General features: G+C 67.7%; 17 protein-coding genes. 11 read left to right on the forward strand and 6 right to left on the reverse strand.

Translation table 11 applies throughout. The features are described from left to right. Nucleotides 1-324: 324 nt before the first annotated feature. A complete protein-coding gene (locus QH470_RS21265; RefSeq protein ID WP_280274105.1) occupies nucleotides 325-1,380 on the reverse strand; it encodes a hypothetical protein in 1,056 nt (351 codons plus the stop codon). Next, nucleotides 1,377-1,934, reverse strand: a complete 558-nt coding sequence (locus QH470_RS21270; protein ID WP_280274106.1) for an RNA polymerase sigma factor — start codon at nucleotides 1,932-1,934, stop codon at nucleotides 1,377-1,379. Before QH470_RS21270 ends, QH470_RS21265 begins: the two co-directional genes overlap by 4 nt. Nucleotides 1,935-2,389: 455 nt before the next feature. Here QH470_RS21270 and QH470_RS21275 point away from each other — a divergent pair, with 455 nt between their 5' ends. The 10 genes from QH470_RS21275 (at nucleotide 2,390) to QH470_RS21320 (ending at nucleotide 11,454) form a co-directional block, all read left to right on the forward strand. After that, entirely contained in the window at nucleotides 2,390-3,646 is a 1,257-nt protein-coding gene (locus tag QH470_RS21275; protein ID WP_425302735.1) for an AI-2E family transporter, read from the forward strand. A gap of 117 nt (nucleotides 3,647-3,763) precedes the next feature. Beyond that, nucleotides 3,764-4,930: a MacS family sensor histidine kinase gene (gene macS, locus QH470_RS21280; RefSeq protein WP_280274127.1), complete on the forward strand. Its 1,167-nt coding sequence runs from the start codon at nucleotides 3,764-3,766 to the stop codon at nucleotides 4,928-4,930. Nucleotides 4,931-5,189: 259 nt separating this feature from the next. Further along, complete coding sequence (locus tag QH470_RS21285) at nucleotides 5,190-5,822, forward strand: response regulator (protein ID WP_280274128.1); 633 nt, start codon at nucleotides 5,190-5,192, stop codon at nucleotides 5,820-5,822. A gap of 82 nt (nucleotides 5,823-5,904) precedes the next feature. Continuing rightward, on the forward strand, nucleotides 5,905-6,603 hold the full coding sequence (locus tag QH470_RS21290; RefSeq protein ID WP_280274107.1) for a DUF1707 SHOCT-like domain-containing protein: 699 nt from the start codon (nucleotides 5,905-5,907) through the stop codon (nucleotides 6,601-6,603). A gap of 20 nt (nucleotides 6,604-6,623) precedes the next feature. Further along, a complete protein-coding gene (locus QH470_RS21295; protein WP_280274108.1) occupies nucleotides 6,624-7,442 on the forward strand; it encodes an alpha/beta fold hydrolase in 819 nt (272 codons plus the stop codon). 133 nt (nucleotides 7,443-7,575) lie between these two features. Beyond that, complete coding sequence (locus tag QH470_RS21300; protein WP_280274109.1) at nucleotides 7,576-8,691, forward strand: SEL1-like repeat protein; 1,116 nt, start codon at nucleotides 7,576-7,578, stop codon at nucleotides 8,689-8,691. A 20-nt stretch (nucleotides 8,692-8,711) separates the two neighbouring features. Next, entirely contained in the window at nucleotides 8,712-9,257 is a 546-nt protein-coding gene (locus tag QH470_RS21305) for a hypothetical protein (RefSeq protein ID WP_280274110.1), read from the forward strand. After that, a complete protein-coding gene (locus tag QH470_RS21310) occupies nucleotides 9,254-9,871 on the forward strand; it encodes a dihydrofolate reductase family protein (RefSeq protein ID WP_280274111.1) in 618 nt (205 codons plus the stop codon). Before QH470_RS21305 ends, QH470_RS21310 begins: the two co-directional genes overlap by 4 nt. A 36-nt stretch (nucleotides 9,872-9,907) precedes the next feature. Further along, a complete protein-coding gene (locus tag QH470_RS21315) occupies nucleotides 9,908-10,231 on the forward strand; it encodes a YciI family protein (protein WP_280274112.1) in 324 nt (107 codons plus the stop codon). Further along, a complete protein-coding gene (locus QH470_RS21320) occupies nucleotides 10,228-11,454 on the forward strand; it encodes an RNA polymerase sigma factor (RefSeq protein WP_280274113.1) in 1,227 nt (408 codons plus the stop codon). The genes QH470_RS21315 and QH470_RS21320 overlap by 4 nt, the downstream gene beginning before the upstream one ends. 31 nt (nucleotides 11,455-11,485) lie before the next feature. Here QH470_RS21320 and QH470_RS21325 read toward each other — a convergent pair whose 3' ends face one another. Next, on the reverse strand, nucleotides 11,486-12,526 hold the full coding sequence (locus QH470_RS21325; RefSeq protein WP_280274114.1) for an alpha/beta hydrolase family protein: 1,041 nt from the start codon (nucleotides 12,524-12,526) through the stop codon (nucleotides 11,486-11,488). A gap of 30 nt (nucleotides 12,527-12,556) precedes the next feature. Between QH470_RS21325 and QH470_RS21330 the strand changes: the two genes are divergently transcribed. After that, nucleotides 12,557-13,165: a TetR/AcrR family transcriptional regulator gene (locus QH470_RS21330; RefSeq protein WP_280274115.1), complete on the forward strand. Its 609-nt coding sequence runs from the start codon at nucleotides 12,557-12,559 to the stop codon at nucleotides 13,163-13,165. A gap of 211 nt (nucleotides 13,166-13,376) precedes the next feature. On the opposite strand, the gene QH470_RS21335 is transcribed toward QH470_RS21330, so the two are convergent. From QH470_RS21335 to trmB, 3 genes are read right to left on the reverse strand one after another with little or no spacing between them, the layout of a single operon-like run. Further along, nucleotides 13,377-17,870 carry an MMPL family transporter gene (locus QH470_RS21335; protein ID WP_280274116.1) on the reverse strand — a complete coding sequence of 1,498 codons (4,494 nt, stop codon included), beginning with the start codon at nucleotides 17,868-17,870 and terminating at the stop codon, nucleotides 13,377-13,379. Beyond that, nucleotides 17,870-18,613, reverse strand: a complete 744-nt coding sequence (locus QH470_RS21340) for an NYN domain-containing protein (protein ID WP_280274117.1) — start codon at nucleotides 18,611-18,613, stop codon at nucleotides 17,870-17,872. Before QH470_RS21340 ends, QH470_RS21335 begins: the two co-directional genes overlap by 1 nt. Then, nucleotides 18,610-19,449 carry a tRNA (guanosine(46)-N7)-methyltransferase TrmB gene (gene trmB, locus QH470_RS21345; RefSeq protein ID WP_425302731.1) on the reverse strand — a complete coding sequence of 280 codons (840 nt, stop codon included), beginning with the start codon at nucleotides 19,447-19,449 and terminating at the stop codon, nucleotides 18,610-18,612. Before trmB ends, QH470_RS21340 begins: the two co-directional genes overlap by 4 nt. Nucleotides 19,450-19,487 lie beyond the last annotated feature (38 nt).

A 19,487-nucleotide genomic window follows, 5' to 3' on the forward strand; every position in this document is an offset into this window, starting at 1 on the left:
GCGCAATCGTGGGTATCGGCACAGTCGTGGTGGGGATCGCCGGAGCACCAGGTGCCGGATTGTATTGCGCGCCAGCGGTTCCCGCGATACCGGCAGCCGTCATCATGATCGCGACAGTTGCTGCGACCCCGAAGCTTCGTCTCACGCGGTTGATCGTGTCACCGATTCGTTCCCGTATCGAAAGAACGGTCCGGGATCGTTTCCGACTGGGGTGTGCACCTATGCAGGAACTGTGGTTGAAATTGCTTCCAAGGGCGCTGACACGAGGACCAATCTAGCGTTTCGCGAATATGAGCACGTGCCCGCGGCGGCCCGGTGCGCTGCCTACACCAGCGTGTCCTGGCCTTGATGTGCGCCGGTGCCGTAATGGATCTCGTAGATGTCGTCGCCCAGCGGGACGGAGTCGCGCTCGATCTGCTCGCGCCAGTTCTCAGGCCATCGCGTGGTCCGGATCGACCACCGGACGCCGTCGAGGTGGATGCCGGTCAGCTCGACGTCGCTCAGGTCGGCGTGGGTGAAGTCGTTCAGCATCTGTTCGAGGAACGCCAAGTGATCGGCGAGTTCACCCAGCGACTTGCGCAGCCGGACGAGCTGCTGTTCCGGACTGCGGAGTCCGAGGACCAGATCCTCGAGATCGTCGAGCCGCCGGCGCGCGAAGTCGCCGACGACGCGGATCCAATCGTTCACGGCGTCGCGTGTCTCGCTGCTCGGCATCACCCTCCTTCCTGACAGGGCTGCTTGCAGACGTGCGATCAGGTTCTGTACGTCGGCGTGCAGCTTGTTGTTCCGTCCTTTCCGGTCGAATGTCGAGGCGGGATCGTCGCTGCGAGGGGCGAGGGCATCGCGGCCGCTCTCGACCAGGTAGATCCGGATCTGGTCGCGTCGGCAGGGGAAATCGGGATCCACAACGGTCGTGCCCAATTCGAACAGTGTGTCCCCACCGTTGCCCTCGACCGGGGCGAGCCGGTTGAACTGCGCACGGATCTCGGAGAATTGCTCCACGGTGACGTAGCCCGCCGTGGCGGACCAGGACGCATGCCGGGCAACGGCGCCCAGCTCGAACGCGTAGCAGGCGCGGAGTTCCAGACGGACCCGCAGCGGCATGGTCGCGAGGGTGCGCGAGGCCCATTCCAGCGAACCGCCGATCTCCGGGGTCTCGGTGCCGGACGGGATCGGCGGGGGAGTCGAGGGCACGATGGCGGCCAGCCCAGCCTCGAGATCGAGTCGGCCGCGCAGGTCGTCGAGGAGACCGTAGTGCCGCTCGGTCAGGAGGGCATCCTGCAAACCGGCGTCCAGATCGAGCCGCTCGGCCAGTCCGTCGAGGAAGTGTCGGCGGTGGGTGGTCAGCCAGCGGTCGTTTTCTCGCGAACGAGAGGTCATCGCTGTGCACCTCCGCTCAGGTGAATCGCGATGGCGCGGCGCGCCTTCGACAAGTTCGATCGCACGGTGGCCGGATGTAGTCGCAATATGGCGGCGATCTCGGCCGGTTTGTAGCCCTCCATCGTCCAGGCCATGACTTGTCGCTGCCGCGGTGGGAGTGCGGTCAGCGCGCGGTAATAGTCGTCCTGTTGGATCCATTCGTCGATGTCGGAGCACGTGGGCAGCAGACTCGACTGTTCGGGTTCGGCAATCAGATCTTCGTCGAGCGCGGCGACGCGGCGGACCAGCTCGCGCCCGGCGACCCGTCGTGCCCAGGCCTTGGGCGAGGTGATCGTGGACCAAGCCCGCCACGCCTTGGCCATCGTCTCCTGGACGATGTCGGCCGCGTCGGCCGGCCGCGCGCCTTGCAGGATGAGGAATCCCATCAGCGGTGGAGTGAATTCGCGGTAGAAGGCGCCGAACTCTGCCAGGCCTTCGGCATCGACACATGCGATGGTCGGGCGTGGACGTGCCGGGACGCGCAAGTCGGCGCCGGTCGGGTCGGGCTCGTTCATCGCTGCCCTCTCGCCCGGCCCACTGTCAAGGTCGTGTGCAGACCACCAGGACCGTCGTGTGAATCCACGTGGCTGTGCTCCGGCAGAGTCCGGGCGAGTTCTGCCATGTGCATCCGGTGTCCATTCTGCTGCAAGGTCTTCCATCGCAGCCGCAGCCAAAGGGCCGCGACGGCTGACGCGTTTCCTACCAGGCCCGCGGTCAGGCCGGCGAGCATCAGGTTCATCGGGGTCGCTCCTCCATCGATCCGGTGTTGTCACAGGGGTAGAGGCTCGTACTCGGCCGAACGTGCACCCGGACGGTGAATTCGTGCCATCGATCCGGCGTTTCGCGCCGGTGCGGTCCCGCGCGCACACGTGCCGGTAGCGGCCGGTGCGGTTAGGCTCGCGGCGTGAGTGACGTGGGGAGCAGCCGCGACGACGGTGCGGATACGGCCGGGGGCGCCTCGGCTCCGGCGGTGAGTGGCGGCGGGGGAGCGGCGGTTCGGGAACGGTCCGCTCGGCGCGCCGCGGAGGCGGTGCATCCGCTGGTGCGGGAGGCCGCCGAATGGTCCTGGCGGTTGCTGATCATTCTGGTCGCGGTGCTGGCCGTGGCCTATCTGGCGCATCGGCTGACCACGGTGGTGATTCCGCTGGCGATCGCGCTGTTGCTGGCGGCGCTGCTGTCGCCGGTGGTGGATTGGATGCAGCGGATGGGGCTGCCCCGCTCCGTCGCGGTGCTCGTCGCGCTGATCGGGTCGCTCGGGTTGCTGGCGGGGGTCTTCACCTTTGTCATCGAGCAGTTCGTCAACGGCCTGCCGCAGTTGACCGACGAATTCAAGACCAGCATCCATACCATTCAGGACTGGCTGATCAACGGTCCGATGCACCTGAGCAACGACCAGATCCGCAATGCGGGCAACACCATCATCAAAACGCTGGAATCCAATCAGGATTCGCTCACCAGCGGCGCGCTGACCACCGCGGCGGCGATCGGGGAATTCCTCACCGGCATCTTCCTGACGCTGTTCATCACCATCTTCTTCCTCTACGGCGGCGATCAGATCTGGCATTTCGTCACCCGGGTCATTCCGACCGAGCAGCGGCAGCGGGTGCGCAAAGCCGGGCAGTTGGGCTTCGGGACGCTGATCGGGTTCGTGCGGGCCACCGTGGTGGTGGCGGGCGTGGACGCCATCGGCATCGGGGCCGGGCTGGGGATCCTCAACGTGCCGCTGGCGCTGCCGCTGGCCTCGCTGGTGTTCATCGGCGCGTTCATCCCGATCGTCGGTTCGGTGCTGGCCGGTTCGGTGGCGGTGTTCCTGGCGCTGATGACCAAGGGTCTGGTCACCGCCCTGATCGTGCTCGGCATCACGATCGCGGTGATGCAACTGGAAAGCCATGTGCTGCAACCGTTGCTGCTGGGCCGGGCGGTCCGGATCCATCCGCTGGCCGTGGTGCTGGCGATCACCGCCGGTGTGGTGCTGGCGGGCATCGCGGGCGGGCTGCTGGCCGTGCCGTTCGTCGCCGTACTCAATACGGCCGTCCGATCGCTGCTGGCGGACACTCCGGAGGAGCTGTATCAGGACCTCAACACCGGCGAACCCGACGAGCCGATGTTCCACGCCGAACCCGATACGCCGGACGAGGGCCGCTACTCCCTGCCCGCGCCCGGGGGCGGAGCCGGAGCGGCGGCCACGGAGGAGCGGGAGAAGACCGACGATGCGGGCGACAGCTGAGTCGCGGGCGACGATGTCGACCCTGGCGCGGACCGAACTTATCGCGGCCGCAACGGTTTTCACGGGCGTCGGTCGTCCGTGGCGCCGGGGCGGGCGCGGTGCGGCGGGAGGGCGATGATGGCCGCTGGGCGCGCGGACGATGCTGCGGCGACGGCTCCGCTGTGGCGGGCGGCGCAGGCGTTTCGGCTGGTCACGGTGTTGTATGCGGTGGGGCAGCAGATCGCTTCGGTGGATTCGTATCGGGAGCCCGGGCTGAGCTGGCTGCTCATCGGGGTACTGGTGGTCTGGTCGGTGGTGTCGGCAATCCTGTTGTCGCAGTGGGCCGATCCCGAATCGGCGCGGCGGCACACCGCGGTTGTGGTCGGGGACCACGCGGTGGTGATCGCGTTGATGGCCTCGACCCGGCTGGTCGCCGACTACGACTGGTATCACGGGCACCAGACGCTGCCCACCACGCTGTGGGCCGCGAACGCGGTGATGTCGGCGGCCATCCGGTGGGGTCCGGTCGGCGGTGTGCTGTCCGGGGTGCTGGTCTCGGCGGTGAGTGTCGCCGTTCGGGAGCAGTGGGAACTGGATCTGTGGAACGACGCCACCGCGCCGGTGCTGGTATCGGTCGGGCTGGCGATCGGCCTCGCGGCCAGTACCGCGCGCCGAGCGCAGCGCCAACTGGAGGCCGCGATGCGACTGACGGCGGCGGCGCAGGAGCGCGAGCGGCTGGCGCGGGAGGTGCACGACGGTGTGCTCCAGGTGCTCAGTTACATCAAGCGTCGCGGCAGCGAGATCGGCGGCGGCACAGCCGAACTGGCGCAGCGGGCCGGGGAACAGGAGGTGGCCCTGCGGGTCTTGATCTCCGAGCAGGGCGCGCGCTCCGAATCCAGTAGCACCCACGTCGATCTGCGCCCTCGGCTGACCGCGCAGGCGTCTCCGTCGGTCTTCGTCTCCACACCCGGCGACCCGGTGCGAATCGGCGAATGGACCGCCCGGGAAATCGCCGCGGCCGTGGCGGCTGCACTGTCGAACACCGCACTGCACGCCGGAACCGACGCCAAAGCGTATGTGCTGCTGGAGGATATGGGTGATGCTCTGGTGGTGAGCATTCGTGACGACGGTCCGGGCATCGCCCCCGGGCGGCTCGCCGACGCGGCCGCCGAGGGTCGAATGGGTGTGGCGCGCTCCATCGTCGGCCGCATCGAGGCTCTGGGCGGCGAGGCGGAACTGCTCACTACGGACGAGGGCGCGGAATGGGAGTTCCGGGTGCCCCGTACCGCCGGTGCCGGATGGTGAGCGCCGTCGTGGCGGAAGTAGAGGGCGCGGATATCCGGCCCCCGCAACGAGTAGCGGTGGCACGGCCGGCGGGGGAGACCGGACCGGTGTGGGCGACCGGCGCTGGTACGGAGGTGCGGAGGATCGGGGCCGGTGCGAAAGATCGGACTGGTGCGGGCGACCGGCCGGAAAGGAGACGATCATGACCGGAGACGCTGCGCCGGACGAGGACCGCGCTGGCGAACGAACGGAAGATGATGCCGCCGAAGGTATTTCGGTGATGGTGGTGGACGACCATCCGATGTGGCGCGACGGCGTCTCGCGCGATCTCACCGAGGCCGGATTCCACGTGGCGGCCACCGCCGACGGTGTCGGGTCGGCGACCCGACGCGCCGCGGCCGTGCGCCCCACGGTGGTGCTGATGGACATGCAACTCCCCGACGGCAACGGCGCTCAGGCCACCACAGAAATACTGCGGGTGTCGCCGCACAGCCGGGTGCTGGTGCTCTCCGCCTCGGCCGAACGCGGCGACGTGCTGGACGCGATCAAGGCGGGCGCCACGGGTTACCTGGTCAAGAGCGCCTCGGCGGCCGAACTTGTCGCGGCGGTGCACGCGACCGCCGCCGGGCAGGCGGTGTTCACGCCGGGCCTGGCCGGTCTGGTCCTCGGCGAGTACCGCCGCATCGCCAGCGCGCCCCCCGACCGCGACGAACCGCACCGCCCGGCCCTGACCGACCGCGAGACCGAGGTGCTGCGCATGGTCGCCAAGGGCTTGTCGGCCAAGCAGATCGCCACTCGGCTGGGCCTGAGTCACCGCACCGTCGAGAACCACGTCCAGGCCACGCTGCGCAAACTCCAGCTGGCCAACCGCGTGGAGCTGACCCGGTACGCGATCGAGCAGGGCCTGGAGTAGGCCGCAGGCGCTCCGGAAGGCGCATTCGACATCAGGGATTGCCCTGATGTGCGGGAACGCTGCCGTCGGTACCCTCGACGGCATGGGTGGTGAGACGGTTTCGGCTCCTGGGACGCGATCGGCGCCGGAGCCCGGCGGCGCGGTGGGCGACCGCGACCTGCGAGTGTCCGATGCCGAGCGCGAGCACGTCGGGATGCTGCTTCAGCGGGCCGTGGGCCTGGGCATGCTGTCGCTGGGTGAGTTCACCGAGCGAATGGATACCGCGCTGGCCGCCAAGACGCGCGGCGAGCTGAACGCCGTGCTGGTCGATCTGCCCGGTATCCGGATGGCGGGTCAGCCACAGCCGGCTTCGCCGCCGCATGCGAAGGCGCCCTCGTTCGGCGCGGCCCGTCCGGTGGCGGGAGCCTCCTCCGGCGACAGGATTCGGTCCCGGCTGTCGGGCATCACCCGCAAGGGGCGATGGCAGGTGCCGCCGGTGCTCTACCTGAACAACCAATTGTCCGGCGTCACTTTGGATTTCACGCAGGCGATCATGTCTACCCAGGTGGTGGAGTTGCGGGTGGACGATTTCTGCAGTTCGCTCAACCTGATCGTGCCCGCGGAGGCCACGGTGGATCTCAACGGCCTGGACCTCATCGGTTCCAGCGCGAACAACAAGGTGCGTACCGGTCCGCCGATCGGGCCGTTGCATCTGGTCGTCAGCGGGCGGCTGCGGTTCGGGTCCGTCACGGCCAAACAGCCGTTCGGCGCGCAGTGGCGGCGCCTGATGTCGGGTTTCTGACCGGCGGGTAAGGTCGGGCCATGGCCGATGGCGTGGCGGGCGCGACCGAACCGGAGCCGCAATACCGTGCCGGACAGGGCGAACCGCTGCTGCTGTTGCACGGTCTCCTGCTCACGTGGGAGTCGTGGGGCGCGGTTCTCGACGAATTGTCCGGCGACCACGAGGTTTTCGCACTCACGCTGCCCGGACATCGGAGCGCCCCCGCGCTGCGCCGCCCCGCCACCTTCGCCGCCTTGGCCGATGCCGTCGAGCAGGCCATGGACGAAACAGGCTGGCGCACAGCACATCTGGTCGGCAACTCGCTGGGCGGCTGGCTGGCCCTGGAATTGGCGGCGCGCGGCCGAGCCCGCTCGGTGACCGCCATCGCGCCGGGCGGAATGTGGGAGGAGGGGGCGCGGACCGCCTCCCGGCTGCTCGGCAAGTACCGCGCCTTCGCCCCGGTGATCGGAGTCGGCACGGGCAGGCCCCGCTCCATGGCCCGCAGCCTGGTGATTCCGCTGCTGGCCCACCGGCCCGCCGCCGTGCCGCACCGCCTCGCCACCACCGTCGCCACCGCCCCCGCCTACTGCGACATTGTCGAAGATCTCGCCGAAGACCCTGCCCTCACAACAGGTTTCACCAAATTGGACGAGATCTCCGTCCCGGTCACCATCCTGTACTGCGAGCACGACCACGTGCTACCACCGCGATTGCACAGCGCCCCAACCACCACTCCACCCATCGAATCGAAAACACTTCCCGGCGTAGGACACGTCCCGATGCTCGAGGCACCCGAACTGGTAGCCGCCGAGATCCGAGCCGCCGTCACCCGCAGCCGCACCCCCACCCTCCCCGGCTAGCGAATCCCGGAAGAGGTACGGCATCCCCACTCACACCTAGGATTCGAGTATCCGGCGTGGCGGCGAATGTCGAATTTGTGCGTCTGGCGGTTCGGGTGGGTGATCGAGTGTTCGCTTGGCGGAGGGAGATTTGATGTTCATTCGTCAGTGGTTCTATGGGGACACCGCCAGGGGGATTGCGGATGCGGTCCGCGGCGACTCCCATCCCGATCTGATCCCATGGATGGTCGCGGAGGAACAGCCCGAGATCGAGTACGCGCTCAGCGACGATTACGCCCTGACGCTCACCTTCGAGGATCCCGACGCGACTCTCACCACGGAGTCACTACGCGGGCTGTTCATGCCGGGGCCCGACCCGCGCCGAATGGTCATCGAGGTGGCGAATGGTACGAGGTCGCCGCGGGGCATATGGTCACAGGACCTGAACCTCAATGAGATTCGTTCGCTGGCAATGCTTTTGCTGACCGCAAAAGATCTTTCGGGTCCGATCGAACAGCATGCGAAGCGTCATCGGTGGAAGCCGTTCACGGCCATGCAGTGCGGTGTGATGCTGCACAACGCGGGCGATATCCGCGGCGCGTTGCGGTATTACCGCAAGGCCGCGAGGGACGGGAACCTCGCTTCTCGTCTGATCCTCGCGGACATTCCGTTCACCCTCGCGCCCATCCCGCTCCCGGCTTGCGAAGCCCTGGTGGCGGTCGGGGCACTGGCGCTGCAGAGCGGAGAATCGGATCTCGCCGCCCGCGAGTTCACCAGGGTGGCCAAATCCGGTGATTCCCAGGGATATCCGCTGGGGCACTGGGGACTCGCGGTCGCCGCATTGCGGCGCGGTGACAATGTGACCGCGGAATACCATTCCCGCGCCGCGGCTGTGTCCGGTCTCCCGGAGGCCATGTGCTTGTTCGGGCAACAGCTGGCCGCCCGGTCCGATCTCGAGCAAGCCGAGCATTGGTTCCGCAGCGCCTACGAAAAGGGCTGCTCCGACGCGGTGGTCGGCCTGGCTCAGCTGCTGTGGCGGCACGACCCGGACGAAGCCTTCCGCATTCTGGACACGGGCGCGCAGAACGCGAACGCGGACGCCATGCTGTGCCTGGGTGACGCGTTGAGCGCCTCGGGCGAACCTCAGCGCGGACGATGGTGGAGGCGGCAGGGCGAACTGCTACAACAGGTCCGACCGGTCGAACAACCGCTGCGGACGTTGCAACTGTGTGCGGAGGCAGCTCCGCCCGACCGGCCACGAGCCGGGTAGAACCTGCGGGGAGCATTGTCATGTCTGCCAAGTTGGAACGGGAACTACTCATCCTCGTCCGCCAGTTGCGGCGGGCATCGTCTTGTGCGCAGACGCTGCAGACCATCCGCCATGCCACCCAGGCATTGGCGCCGCGGGCAGCGGCGCTCGACCCGGACCGAGACCATCACTGCGCCGTGCTGCAGCTCTACCACTACCTCGACTCCGCGAGCCGCTCCGCGATCGCAGAGGCCGACAATCCACCGAGCAAACACACGCAGATTGCGGACTATCTGGTGGCGGTTCTGCAACTACTTCGCCGCGCCGAAGGATTCAACGACCTGATCCCGATCCAATCCCTTGTGACCCATATCGGTCCGAGCATCTACGCCCTCGACGCCGACTCGATCCACCGATGGGCACTCGTACGTTTCTACGGGTACACGTGCTGGAAGTACGAACACACGCGGACCCAACTGTTGCGGACGAAGAAAAATCTGGGAGAGGTGTCGGATCGGGGTGGTGGTGTTCGTAGCAGTAGTGAGGCCGCCCAGCGGGGGCGGCGCGAACCAGGGAGAGCACCATGAGCACCACATTCACTGTCGACTTCTTCTGCAGCCTCGACGGCTACGGCATGGCGAAGGGCTGGCCCGGATACTGGGGGAAGGAAGGGCCCGAGGTCGTCGAGGACCGGGTGCGCACCTTCGCGCAGGACCAGGTGCTCGTCTTCGGCGCGACGACGTTCCGGCAGTTCCGGCACTTCGTGACCGCGTTCGACGAGCCGTATTACCAGAGCCTGAACGAACTGCCGAAGATCGTGTTCTCCAGCACGCTCGAGGAGCCGCTCGGATGGCAGAATTCGACGGTTCTCAACGAGGACGCGGTGACCGCGATCGAGCGCCTGAAGCGCACCACGGACGTTCCGATGCGTTCGCACGGCAGCATCGCGCTGAACCGAGCTCTGCTCGCCGCCGGCCTCGTCGACCGGCTCGAGGTCATCATGTTCCCCGCCGTCTCGGGCCGCGCCGGCGACGCGGGCCTGCTGCACGGCGGAGCGGAGTTGGATCTGGAATTGGTCGAGTCGACGGTGCTCGACGGCCGGACGCAGAAGCTCGTGTACATCCCGCACGTGCACGGCAAGATTCCCGAGGGTGTCGGGCCGCAGCCCCGGAAGGACCAGGGCGCGGTTGCCGACCGATAGACCACACCACCTCGACGAGCAGGAGATGATCTGCACATGCGGTATCTGGTTTCCGTCATCGACGACAAGAGCAATCCCGGCAGCACGGACCGGCAGCCCGCGATCAGCGAGTTCAACGAGCGACTGATGGCCGAGGGCTATTGGGTTTTCGCGGGCGGGCTTGCGGACACCGACACGGCCACGGTCATCGATAACCGGGGCGAGCAGGCGGTGTTCAGCGACGGGCCGTTCGTGGAGTCGAAGGAATACCTCGCCGGTGTCTGGGTGTGGGAGGCCCCCGATCTGGACGTGGCGCTCGCGCTCGCCGCCGAAGCGTCGAAGGTCTGCGATCGCAAGATCGAGGTGCGGCCGTTTCAGTGAACGATATCGAGGAGGCGATCACCCGTGCCCACCACGACGAGTGGGCCCGGGTGGTCGCCAGCCTGACCAGGCGCTTCGGCGATCTCGACATCGCAGAGGAGGCAACGGCCGAGGCGTTCGCGACCGCCGTCGAGCGGTGGCCGGGCGACGGCATACCGCCCAACCCCGGCGCCTGGCTGACCACCACCGCCAACCGCAAGGCCATCGACCGGATCCGGCGCGAGAACAAGCGCGACGACAAGCACAAGGAGGCTCGGATCGTGTACGACGACACCCCACCCGAGCCGCTGGGCGCCATCGACGACGACCGGCTCCGGCTGATCTTCACCTGCTGCCACCCGGCGCTGGCAATGGAAGCTCGCTTGGCGCTCACGTTGCGCATGGTCGGCGGTCTGACCGTGCCCGAGATCGCACGAGCCTTTCTGGCGACCGAAAGCGCTGTGGGGCAACGGATCACGCGTGCCAAGGCCAAGATCTCGGCGGCCCGCATCCCCTATCGGATGCCGTCCGCCGAGGATCTCCCGGCGCGGGTCACCGGCGTGCTCAGCGTGCTGTTTCTCGTCTTCAACGAGGGCTATCTGGCGACCGGTTCCGACACCGAGCCCGTACGGCAGGACCTGACCACCGAGGCGATCCGGCTCACCCGCCTGATCCGCGCCCTCCTGCCCGAGGACGGTGAGGTCGCCGGGCTGCTGGCGCTGATGCTCCTGATCGAGGCCCGCCGCACCGCCCGGGTCTCGGCCGGCGGCGAACTGGTCGCCCTCGACGAGCAGGACCGCGGCGCCTGGGACAAGGCGCTGATCGCCGAAGGGCACCAGCTGGTGCGCGAGCGTCTGGCTGCCGGAGTGGCTCCCGGCCGCTATCAGATTCTCGCCGCGATCAACGCCGTGCACACCTCCGCCCGCGACGTCCGCGACACCGACTGGTCGCAGGTCCTCGCCCTCTACGACCAGCTCGTCCGCCTCGACGCCTCCCCGGTCGTCGCCCTCAACCGGGCCATCGCCCTCGCCGAACTGGACGGGCCGGAGGTCGCGTTGGCCGCCGTGGACCGCCTCGAGGACAAGCTGGCCGGATACCACGCCTACCACGCCACCCGGGCCGACCTGCTGCGCCGGTTGGGCCGCAGTCGGCAGTCGCGCGCGGCGTACGGCAAAGCGATCGAGCTGGCGGGCAACACCGCGGAGACCGCCTACCTGAGCCGTCGCCGCGACCAGCTCGGGTAACCCACCTTGCAGACGTGGTCTGACATCGGTGCTACGTGTGGATGGCCGGTAGTTCGCGGCCGTAGTGCTCGGCGATTGTGGTGAAGGCGCGCTTGGGTTCCCAGGGCATGTCCGGGTAGGTGTGGCCGCGGCCGTTCTCGAGGACCTTCACGATGCCCAGGCTGGCGAGGTCCAGATCGGTGCGGGGGTCGGCGCGGTGCGGGTAGTTGTACAGCGCGAACAGGAAGACGAAGGTGCTGTCGACGCCCTCGGAGTCGAAGATCTCCAGTAGTTCGCTCAGATACGTGGCCTGCCCGGTCTCGTCCCGGGTGTACTCGCTGTTCAGCCTGACGGGGTCGCCGGTCTCGGGGTCGTATTCGACGATCTCCATGCTGCGTGGTGCGACGTCGCCCGCGCCGTGCCAGGTCGCCGTGCCGAAGCCGGTGATGGCGACCGGCTTTCCCTGGGCGACGAGATCGCGCACGCCCTCGCGGAACCGATCCGCGACCTCGGCGGAGCGAATGAGCTCGAGCGATACGAAGTCGAACGGTGTCCAGTCGATTCGCTCGAACTGTATGGCGCAGTAAGTGATTCGGCCCCGGAAGTGTTCTCGCACGGCGGGCAGGGCCGTGGCGAAGAAGTCGTCCAGACGGGCGCTCACGCCCGCGAGCCGCTCGGCTCGGCCGTCGGGGTCGGCCAGCAGGAGGCGCAGGCGCTCATCCACATTCGCGCCAGGTAGCCAGCCCTTGTTCATGATGGTCAGCTCGACTCCGGCGACGAACACCACTTGGGTTCCCCGCTGCCGCAGGCGTTCTGCTCGCTCCGCGCAGTCGATGAACAAGGCTCGGATCTCCTCGGGCGTCAGATCCAGTGGGTACGGCGAGAACCAGACCTCCAGACCGAGTTCGGCGGCGTGGCGGGCGGCCAGTTCCAGCCGCTCCGGGTCGCCGCCGATGATCTGAACGGCGTTGCAGTGCAAGTCATCTCGGATGATGGTGAGTTCGCGTGCGACGGTCTCGGGATTCCAGTCCGTTCTGGAAATCCTGCCCGCGCGCACGAAGCCGGTGTCGTAGGTCATTCCTTTGCCGCGCATGTGCGCTGTCCCTTCTGATGCGGATGGGGGTTGCGTGAACGGAAGAAGCAGGCCACGCGCGAGGCACTGCGCGCGGCGGCACTGCGGCTGGCCATGGAACGCGGACCGGACAATGTGCGCGTGGACGACATCGCCGAGGCGGCCGGTGTCTCGCCGCGCACCTACAACAACTACTTCTCCAGCCGCGAACAGGCGATCGTCGCGGCCGTCACCGCCGAACGCGAGGAACGAGTCGCGGCAGCCGTTGCCGCCCGCCCGCCCGAGGTCCCCCTTGCCGAGGCCGTTATCGAAGTGATCGTGGAGCAGTACACCGCCCCCGCCGACACCGCCCGGGAGGCACTACTCCTGATCACCCGCACCCCCGCCCTACGCGAAGCCTTCCTCCGAACCACCACCGTGATCACCGAACCGCTGACCGCCGTAATAGCCACCCGGCTCGACGACCCCACCGGCCTCACCTCTCGCGTATTGGCGGCCGGGGTCGCTGCTGCCATCCGCGTCGCCCTTGAACAGTGGGTTCAGCCCGCGAGCGGCAGTCTGGTGGTGGTATCCGGGTCGCTCGCTGATCTCTTACGTTCCGCCCTCATGCCTCTCACTCCGGCCTTCGACGCGGCCGAACGGCGAGCAGCATCGAACTAATCGCCTTGACCCACAATGTGATTCGCGCTGAGCCCGTGTGGTGACGGCCCGCGATCGCACGGCCGGACCGATAACGATCGCGTGGAGTGATCGCCCGCTGGCATGCTGAGCCTGGATGGAAGTGCCCGCAAGGCAAGGGTTCTGGACTTGCGGGTACCTCCGGGGACCGTACGCGTGGCGACGGATGGACGGGGCGTCATCGCGGCGGGGTTCAGTCCCGGTTCTGGCGGCGGAGCAATTCGTTCACGCTGACCGTGCGGCCCGCGCCGCCGGAGTGCTTGCCCTCGTCCGGATCCGGGTGTTCGGGGCGGCGACGGGAGGAGCGGAGGTCGGCCATCCAGCGTTCGATGGTGTTGCGCTCGGAGTCGTCCGGCGGGTTGTCGGCAGGGGCGTCCGGCGCTTCGCTCGGGTTCGCCGATTGCTCTGGCGCGCTGGGGGACTGGTCCGCCACACCGTAGTCCTGGTGCTCGGGAGCCGCATACGACTGCTCGGGCGCGGTGTAAGCGCCGGGCGCACTGTATCCCTGCTGGGATGCGGAGTAGGCCTCGCTGGAGGCACCGTACCCAGGCGAGGTGCTGGACTCGTCGGCCGAACGGTACCCACGCTCGGTCGTGGTGTCGGACTCGTCTGAGGCACCGTAGTCCTGCGCCGGCGCGGAGTAGGTCTCGCGGGAAGACCCATGATCCTGTTGGAAGGCGGTGCGGGACTCGCCGAAGGCGCCGGAACTCTGCTCGGACGCGATGTTGGGTTCGCCAGAGGGACCGTAATGCTGTTCGGCTGCGGTGTTGGGTTCGCCGGCGGCACCGTATCGCTGTTCGGTTGCGTTGCTGGGCTCGGCGGCACCGTAGCGCTGTTCGGTGGCGGTGTCGGGCTCGGCGGCGGAACCATAGCCCTGTTCAGGTGCGGGGTAGGGCTCGCTGGTGCCTTGGTTCTGCTGGCGTGAGTAAGGCTCGTCGGCCGCGTTGTAGTCCTGGCTGGGGGCCGGGTAGGGCTCGCTGGTTGCGCTGTAGGCCTGGTGGGAATCGGCGAACGACGTGCCGGGCGGGCTGTAGGGCTGTTGGGGTGCGGCGTAGGGCTTTTCGGTTGTCTCGTAGGACTGTTCGGATGCTTCGTAAGCGCCGTCGGTCGGGCTATAGGTGCGCTCGGGAGCGGGGTACAGCTTGCCGGGTGTGGTGTGCGACGACTCGGGCGAACCGTAGGGATCCCCTGCTGGCCGGTACGGCTGTTCCTGGGCGGAAGCGTTTCCGAGTGAGTCGTAGGTGTCTTCCGAGGCGGTGTAAGCGTTTCCGGGAGAGCCGTAGGCGTCTTCCGCCGCTTCGGACTCGCCGTAGGACTGTTCCGACATCGGAGAAGCCTGTTCAGGCGCGGTGAAATTCCGCTCGAAGGCGCGCGACTGTTCACGTGCGGCGTAGGGCTTTTCGGACGTGCGGTAAGGCAGTTCCGGCGTTGCGGAAGACTGCTCAGGTTCCGTGAACTTCCGTTCCGAGGACGGGAACGACTGTTCTGTTCCGAGATAGGCCTGCTCTTGGGCTGGCGCGGAATCCTTTGTCGGCGAAGCGGTCTCGTGGCCGGGGCTCGACTGGAACAGTTGCGCGCGGCTGGCGGGATGCGGCGCTACGTTCGGCTGGGGCGGCAGCACCCGCGGTGTGGTGCCTACCGGCGCGGTGGGTTGCGTCGGCTCACCGGGCGCGGCGGGCTTCGCCGGTTCGGTAGGCCGAGTCTGGTCCTGCGACCGGATTGTCCGTGGCGGCAGCGGAGGCCGCGCCGTCTGCGGCGTCGAGATGGAGGGAGTCGACACCGAGGGAGTCGACACGGAAGGCACCGAGGCCGAGGGCGGCTCCGGAATCGGCCCGGAAAGCGGCGGCCGAATCGGCGTCGGAGCAGCGGGCCTCGATGGCGTTGTCTCCGTGGAGGATCGGGGCGAGTCCGGGGGCGTCGGCGCGGAGGGCTGCGTACGGACGGGGGTCGTCGGCATGCCCTCGGAGCGAGGAGTCACGCCGATTACGCCCGACTGGGGTTCGATGGCGCGCGGCAGTTTCAGGTTGGTCTGCGGAGTGGTCTGCGGCGCGAACGGGCCCGGCTGCGGGCCGCGGCTCTCCTGTCGCGGCGTGGTCGGATTCTGTTGCGTCGTACCCGAATCCGGCGACGCGGAGCGCTCGTCCGGAGCATCTCCGGCCGAATCGTCCTGCTCGGTACCGAGATTCAACAGCGACCTGGCACCGGACGATTGCGGCGTGGAATCGGACGGCAATGCGGTGGCACCGGCCGAGCCGCTACCCGAATCCTCCTGCCCCGCATCGGAACCGGAGAGATTGCCGGTATCCCCCGGCCGCCCCGGCTCCGTTCGTATCTCCCCGAGCCGCTGCGTCGGCGCTTCGCCGTCCACACCGCCGATGAACCGCGCGCGCTTGGGCTTCTTCTTGCGCGCGGGTTTGGCCGGAGTGCCGTCGGCCAGCACGGGGATCTGCAGCGTCACCGGATCGGTGACCGGAGTGGTCTTCACCAGGTCGACCAGCTCGTCGGTGCCCGGACGCTCGTCGTCGAGAATGGGCTCGCCGAGACCGATCTTCTGCTGGATCTTCTTCATCCACTTCGGCGCCCACCAGCAGTCGTCACCGAGCAGTTTCATGGTCGCCGGCACCAACAGCATGCGCAGCACGGTGGCGTCGATGAACAGCGCGGCGATCATGCCGTAGGCGATGTACTGCATCATCACCAGGTCGGAGAACGCGAACGCGCCCGTCACCACCAGCAGGATCAGCGCGGCCGCGGTGATGATGCGGCCGGTCTGGGCGGTGCCGATCCGGACCGCCTCGGTGGTACTCGCCCCCATCGTGCGCGCTTCGACCATGCGGGAGAGCAGGAAAACCTCATAGTCGGTCGACAAGCCGTAGATGATCGCGATGATCAACACGAGCACGGGCGACATGATCGGCTGCGGCGTGAAATTGAGCAGTCCGGCCGCGTGCCCGTCGACGAAGATCCAGGTCAGAATGCCGAGCGTGGAGCCGAGGCCGAGCGCGCTCATCAGCGCGGCCTTGATCGGCAGCACCAGCGAACCGAAGGTCAGGAACATCAGCAGCGTGGTGACCAGCACGACCAGCGCGATCATCAGCGGCATGCGGGACAGCAGCGCGTCGATGCTGTCCTTCTGGATGGCCGGCTGCCCGGTCACCAAGAACTGCATGTCGTCGGGGACCGAGATATTCGTGCGCAGATAGTCGATCGCCTCGTCGGCGGTCGTGGTGTCGGCATCGACCAGTGTCGCCTGCGTGGCCCACACGTTGGAATCGCCCGGCGGCGAATCCGGCGTCTTGAACTTGGTCGCCAGCCCCGGCGCCTCGTTGGCTTCCTTCAGGATGTTGTAGATGCCGCTGGGGTTGTCGGTGACCATGACCAGTTGCAGCGGGTTGGACCGATACTGCGGGAACAGCTGGTCGAACTGCTCCTGTGCGACGCGGGTCGGATTGTCCGGCGGCAGATAGGTTTCGCTGATACCGCCGAACTTCAGGTCCTTGACCGGAATGATCAACAGCAGCAACAGAATGCACAGCGGGATCGCCACCTTCAGCGGGTGCTTCATCACCCACTGCGTGCTCTTGCCCCAGAAGCCGTTCTCGATCTCCTCGGCGGTCTTGGTCTTGCGGAACCACTTGAGCCCCAGCATGTCCACGCGGCGACCGAGGATGCCGAGCAGTGCGGGCAGCACGGTCAGCGCCGTCAGCGCCGCGAGCAGCACCGTCGCGATGGTGCCGTACGCGACCGACTTGAGGAAGCCCTGCGGGAACAGCAGCATGCCCGCGCTGGCCGCGATGATCATGGTGGCCGACATCGCGACCGTCCGGCCTGCGGTCATCACCGAGCGCCGAACCGCCGAGGCGGTGGTGTACCCCTCGGCCATCTCCTCGCGGAAACGACTGACCATGAACAGGCCGTAATCGATGGCCAGGCCGAGCCCGATCATCGAGACGACCGGACTGACGAACGAGTTCACCTCGGTGAACTTCGTGATCGCCATGACGATGCCGTTCGCGCCGAGCACCGTCAGGCCGCCGACGATCAGCGGCAGCGCGGCCGCGACGACACCGCCGAAGATGAAGAACAACAGCACCGCGACCACGGGGATGGCGATGACTTCCATCCGCTTCTGGTCCTGCGCCATGGTGTCGTTGAGCGTGCCGGAGACCGCCTGCATGCCCGCGACCTGGACCTCCACGCCGGGGATGTCGAACACATCCTTGATCTCGCGGAAGTTGTTCACCATCTCGGTGTCGTTGGAGCCCTTGACGGCGAGGGTGGCGAAGGTGCTCTTCTTGTCCGGGGAGGCGACGCCCGTCGTCGTCCACTGGGCGCCGCCGGTGGCCCGCCAGTACGCGACGTTGACCTTGTCGATCTGATCCGGATATTGCTTCGGCAGGTTGATCAGGCTGTCGGTGATCTTCTGGCTGAACTCGGGATCGTCGACTGTCTTCCCGTCCGGCGCGGTGTACAGCAGAATCACGTCGCCGGTGTGGTCGCGGCCGTACGCCTCGTCCTTCAGCTGCGCGGCCTGCGTCGACTGCGAGGTCGGGTCGTCCCAGCCGCTGGCGCTGAGGTGTTTCTCGATGCCGAAGCCGAACCCGCCGAGAGCGAGCAGGGCGGCCACGACCGCGGCGAGAACGAGGAAGCGAAATCTGTAGACCAGGTCGCCCCAGCGGGTGAACACTAAGCGACTCCTTGAGCGGGGCGGGAGGTGAGCAGGGCCGACAGCGGCCGGAAGGGCTGCAGCCAGGCTCCCTCTTCGGGCAGCGAGTCGAGGGAGACCCGGGGCAGCGGTTCGCGGAACACACCCGGGATGTCCTCGAGGTCGATGAACTCGAGGATATCGGACGTCACCGCCCAGCTGGCGTGCTCGCGGAATCCCAGCACCTGCACCGGAACTCCGCTCGCCGCGAGCTCCTCGAGTGGCTCGCGGAAGGCCTGGCCGTCGGCGGACGCGACCATGATTCCGGCCAGTCCGGCATTGCGGCGGCGCGTCTCGATATGCGCCAGCATGTCGCTGTCGACGTCGGAATCCTCGTCGATCTTGGGCTTGGCGAAGACCGCGTAGCCCACGTTGCGCAGCGCCTCCACCCACGGGCGGACCACATCGGCGGTACCGGGCGCGATGTTGGTGAACACCGTCGCCTCCGCCTCGACGCGCTGCACGCTGCCCACCGACAGCTCGGCGGTGCGGGCCAGCAGCCATCTGCCGAGCGCGTCGAAGCGCGGCCGGTACGCCGCGGTGGGCCGGCCACCGAGAATCGCGCCCAGGCCCATATCGAGGTTCGGGGCGTCCCAGACGAGCAGCACCCGGCGCACATCCGAAGTATTACCCGATCCGGGTGCGCCCGCGTGCCCCTCCGAGGAGGTGCCGTGCATTATTCCGGCAACATCCATGACCTCGTGGGCCATCTCGCTCACGCTCATAAGTCGATCTTCCCCCAAATGAGCTCGGTGATGGCGCTACCGGCACGATGTGCCTTGCTTTCGAACTTGGTCACGGGGCGGTCGAACCCGATCGGCGCGGTCGCGCGGAATCGCTCCGGATCCCCGCCGGTGGCCTCGTTCATGCCGATGAGCTGTGGTTCTTCGGCGCCCACCGCGGCGATGTGCTCGGCGTATCCGGCGTGGTCGGTGGCGACGTGCAACACGCCGCCGGTCTTCAGGCGCCTGGCGATCAACGCCACCGTGTCCGGCTGCAGCAATCGCCGCTTGTGGTGCCGCGCCTTGGGCCACGGATCCGGGAAGAAGACTCGAACGCCCGTGAGCGAATTTTTGGCAATCATGTGTTCGAACACGTCGACCGCGTCGCCGCGCAGCAGCCGGATGTTCTCGATGCGCTCGCGCTCGACACGCTGTACCAGCTGCGCCAAGCCCGGCTTGTAGACCTCGATGCCGATCAGGTCGAACTGCGGTTCGGCCTGTGCCATGGCCGCGGTGGCGGTGCCCGTGCCGCAGCCGATCTCCACGATCAGCGGCGCCTCGCGGCCGAACCAGGCGGCGGCGTCGAGCGGGTCGTCGGACACCTCGCGGCCGATGCGCGGCCACGTCCGCTCCCACGCCTGCTGCTGGGACGGGGTGAGCGCGCCCCGCCGCGAGCGGAAACTGGTGACCCGGGGATACAGGCGTGAGCCCGTCGGGTGCCCGTCGCTCCCGGCTGTGTCGATGCGCCGTCCGCGGGGCCCCTCGTCGTGGCGCAGGCTGCCGCCCACGGGCCCGTCGCTCCCGGCGTTGGGGTTCGCGGCGTCGTTCACGGCGTCCATTGTCCAGTATTCGATGATTAGCGCAGCAATCGACCGCA

Source organism: Nocardia wallacei, assembly GCF_029868745.1.
Classification (GTDB): domain Bacteria; phylum Actinomycetota; class Actinomycetes; order Mycobacteriales; family Mycobacteriaceae; genus Nocardia; species Nocardia wallacei_B.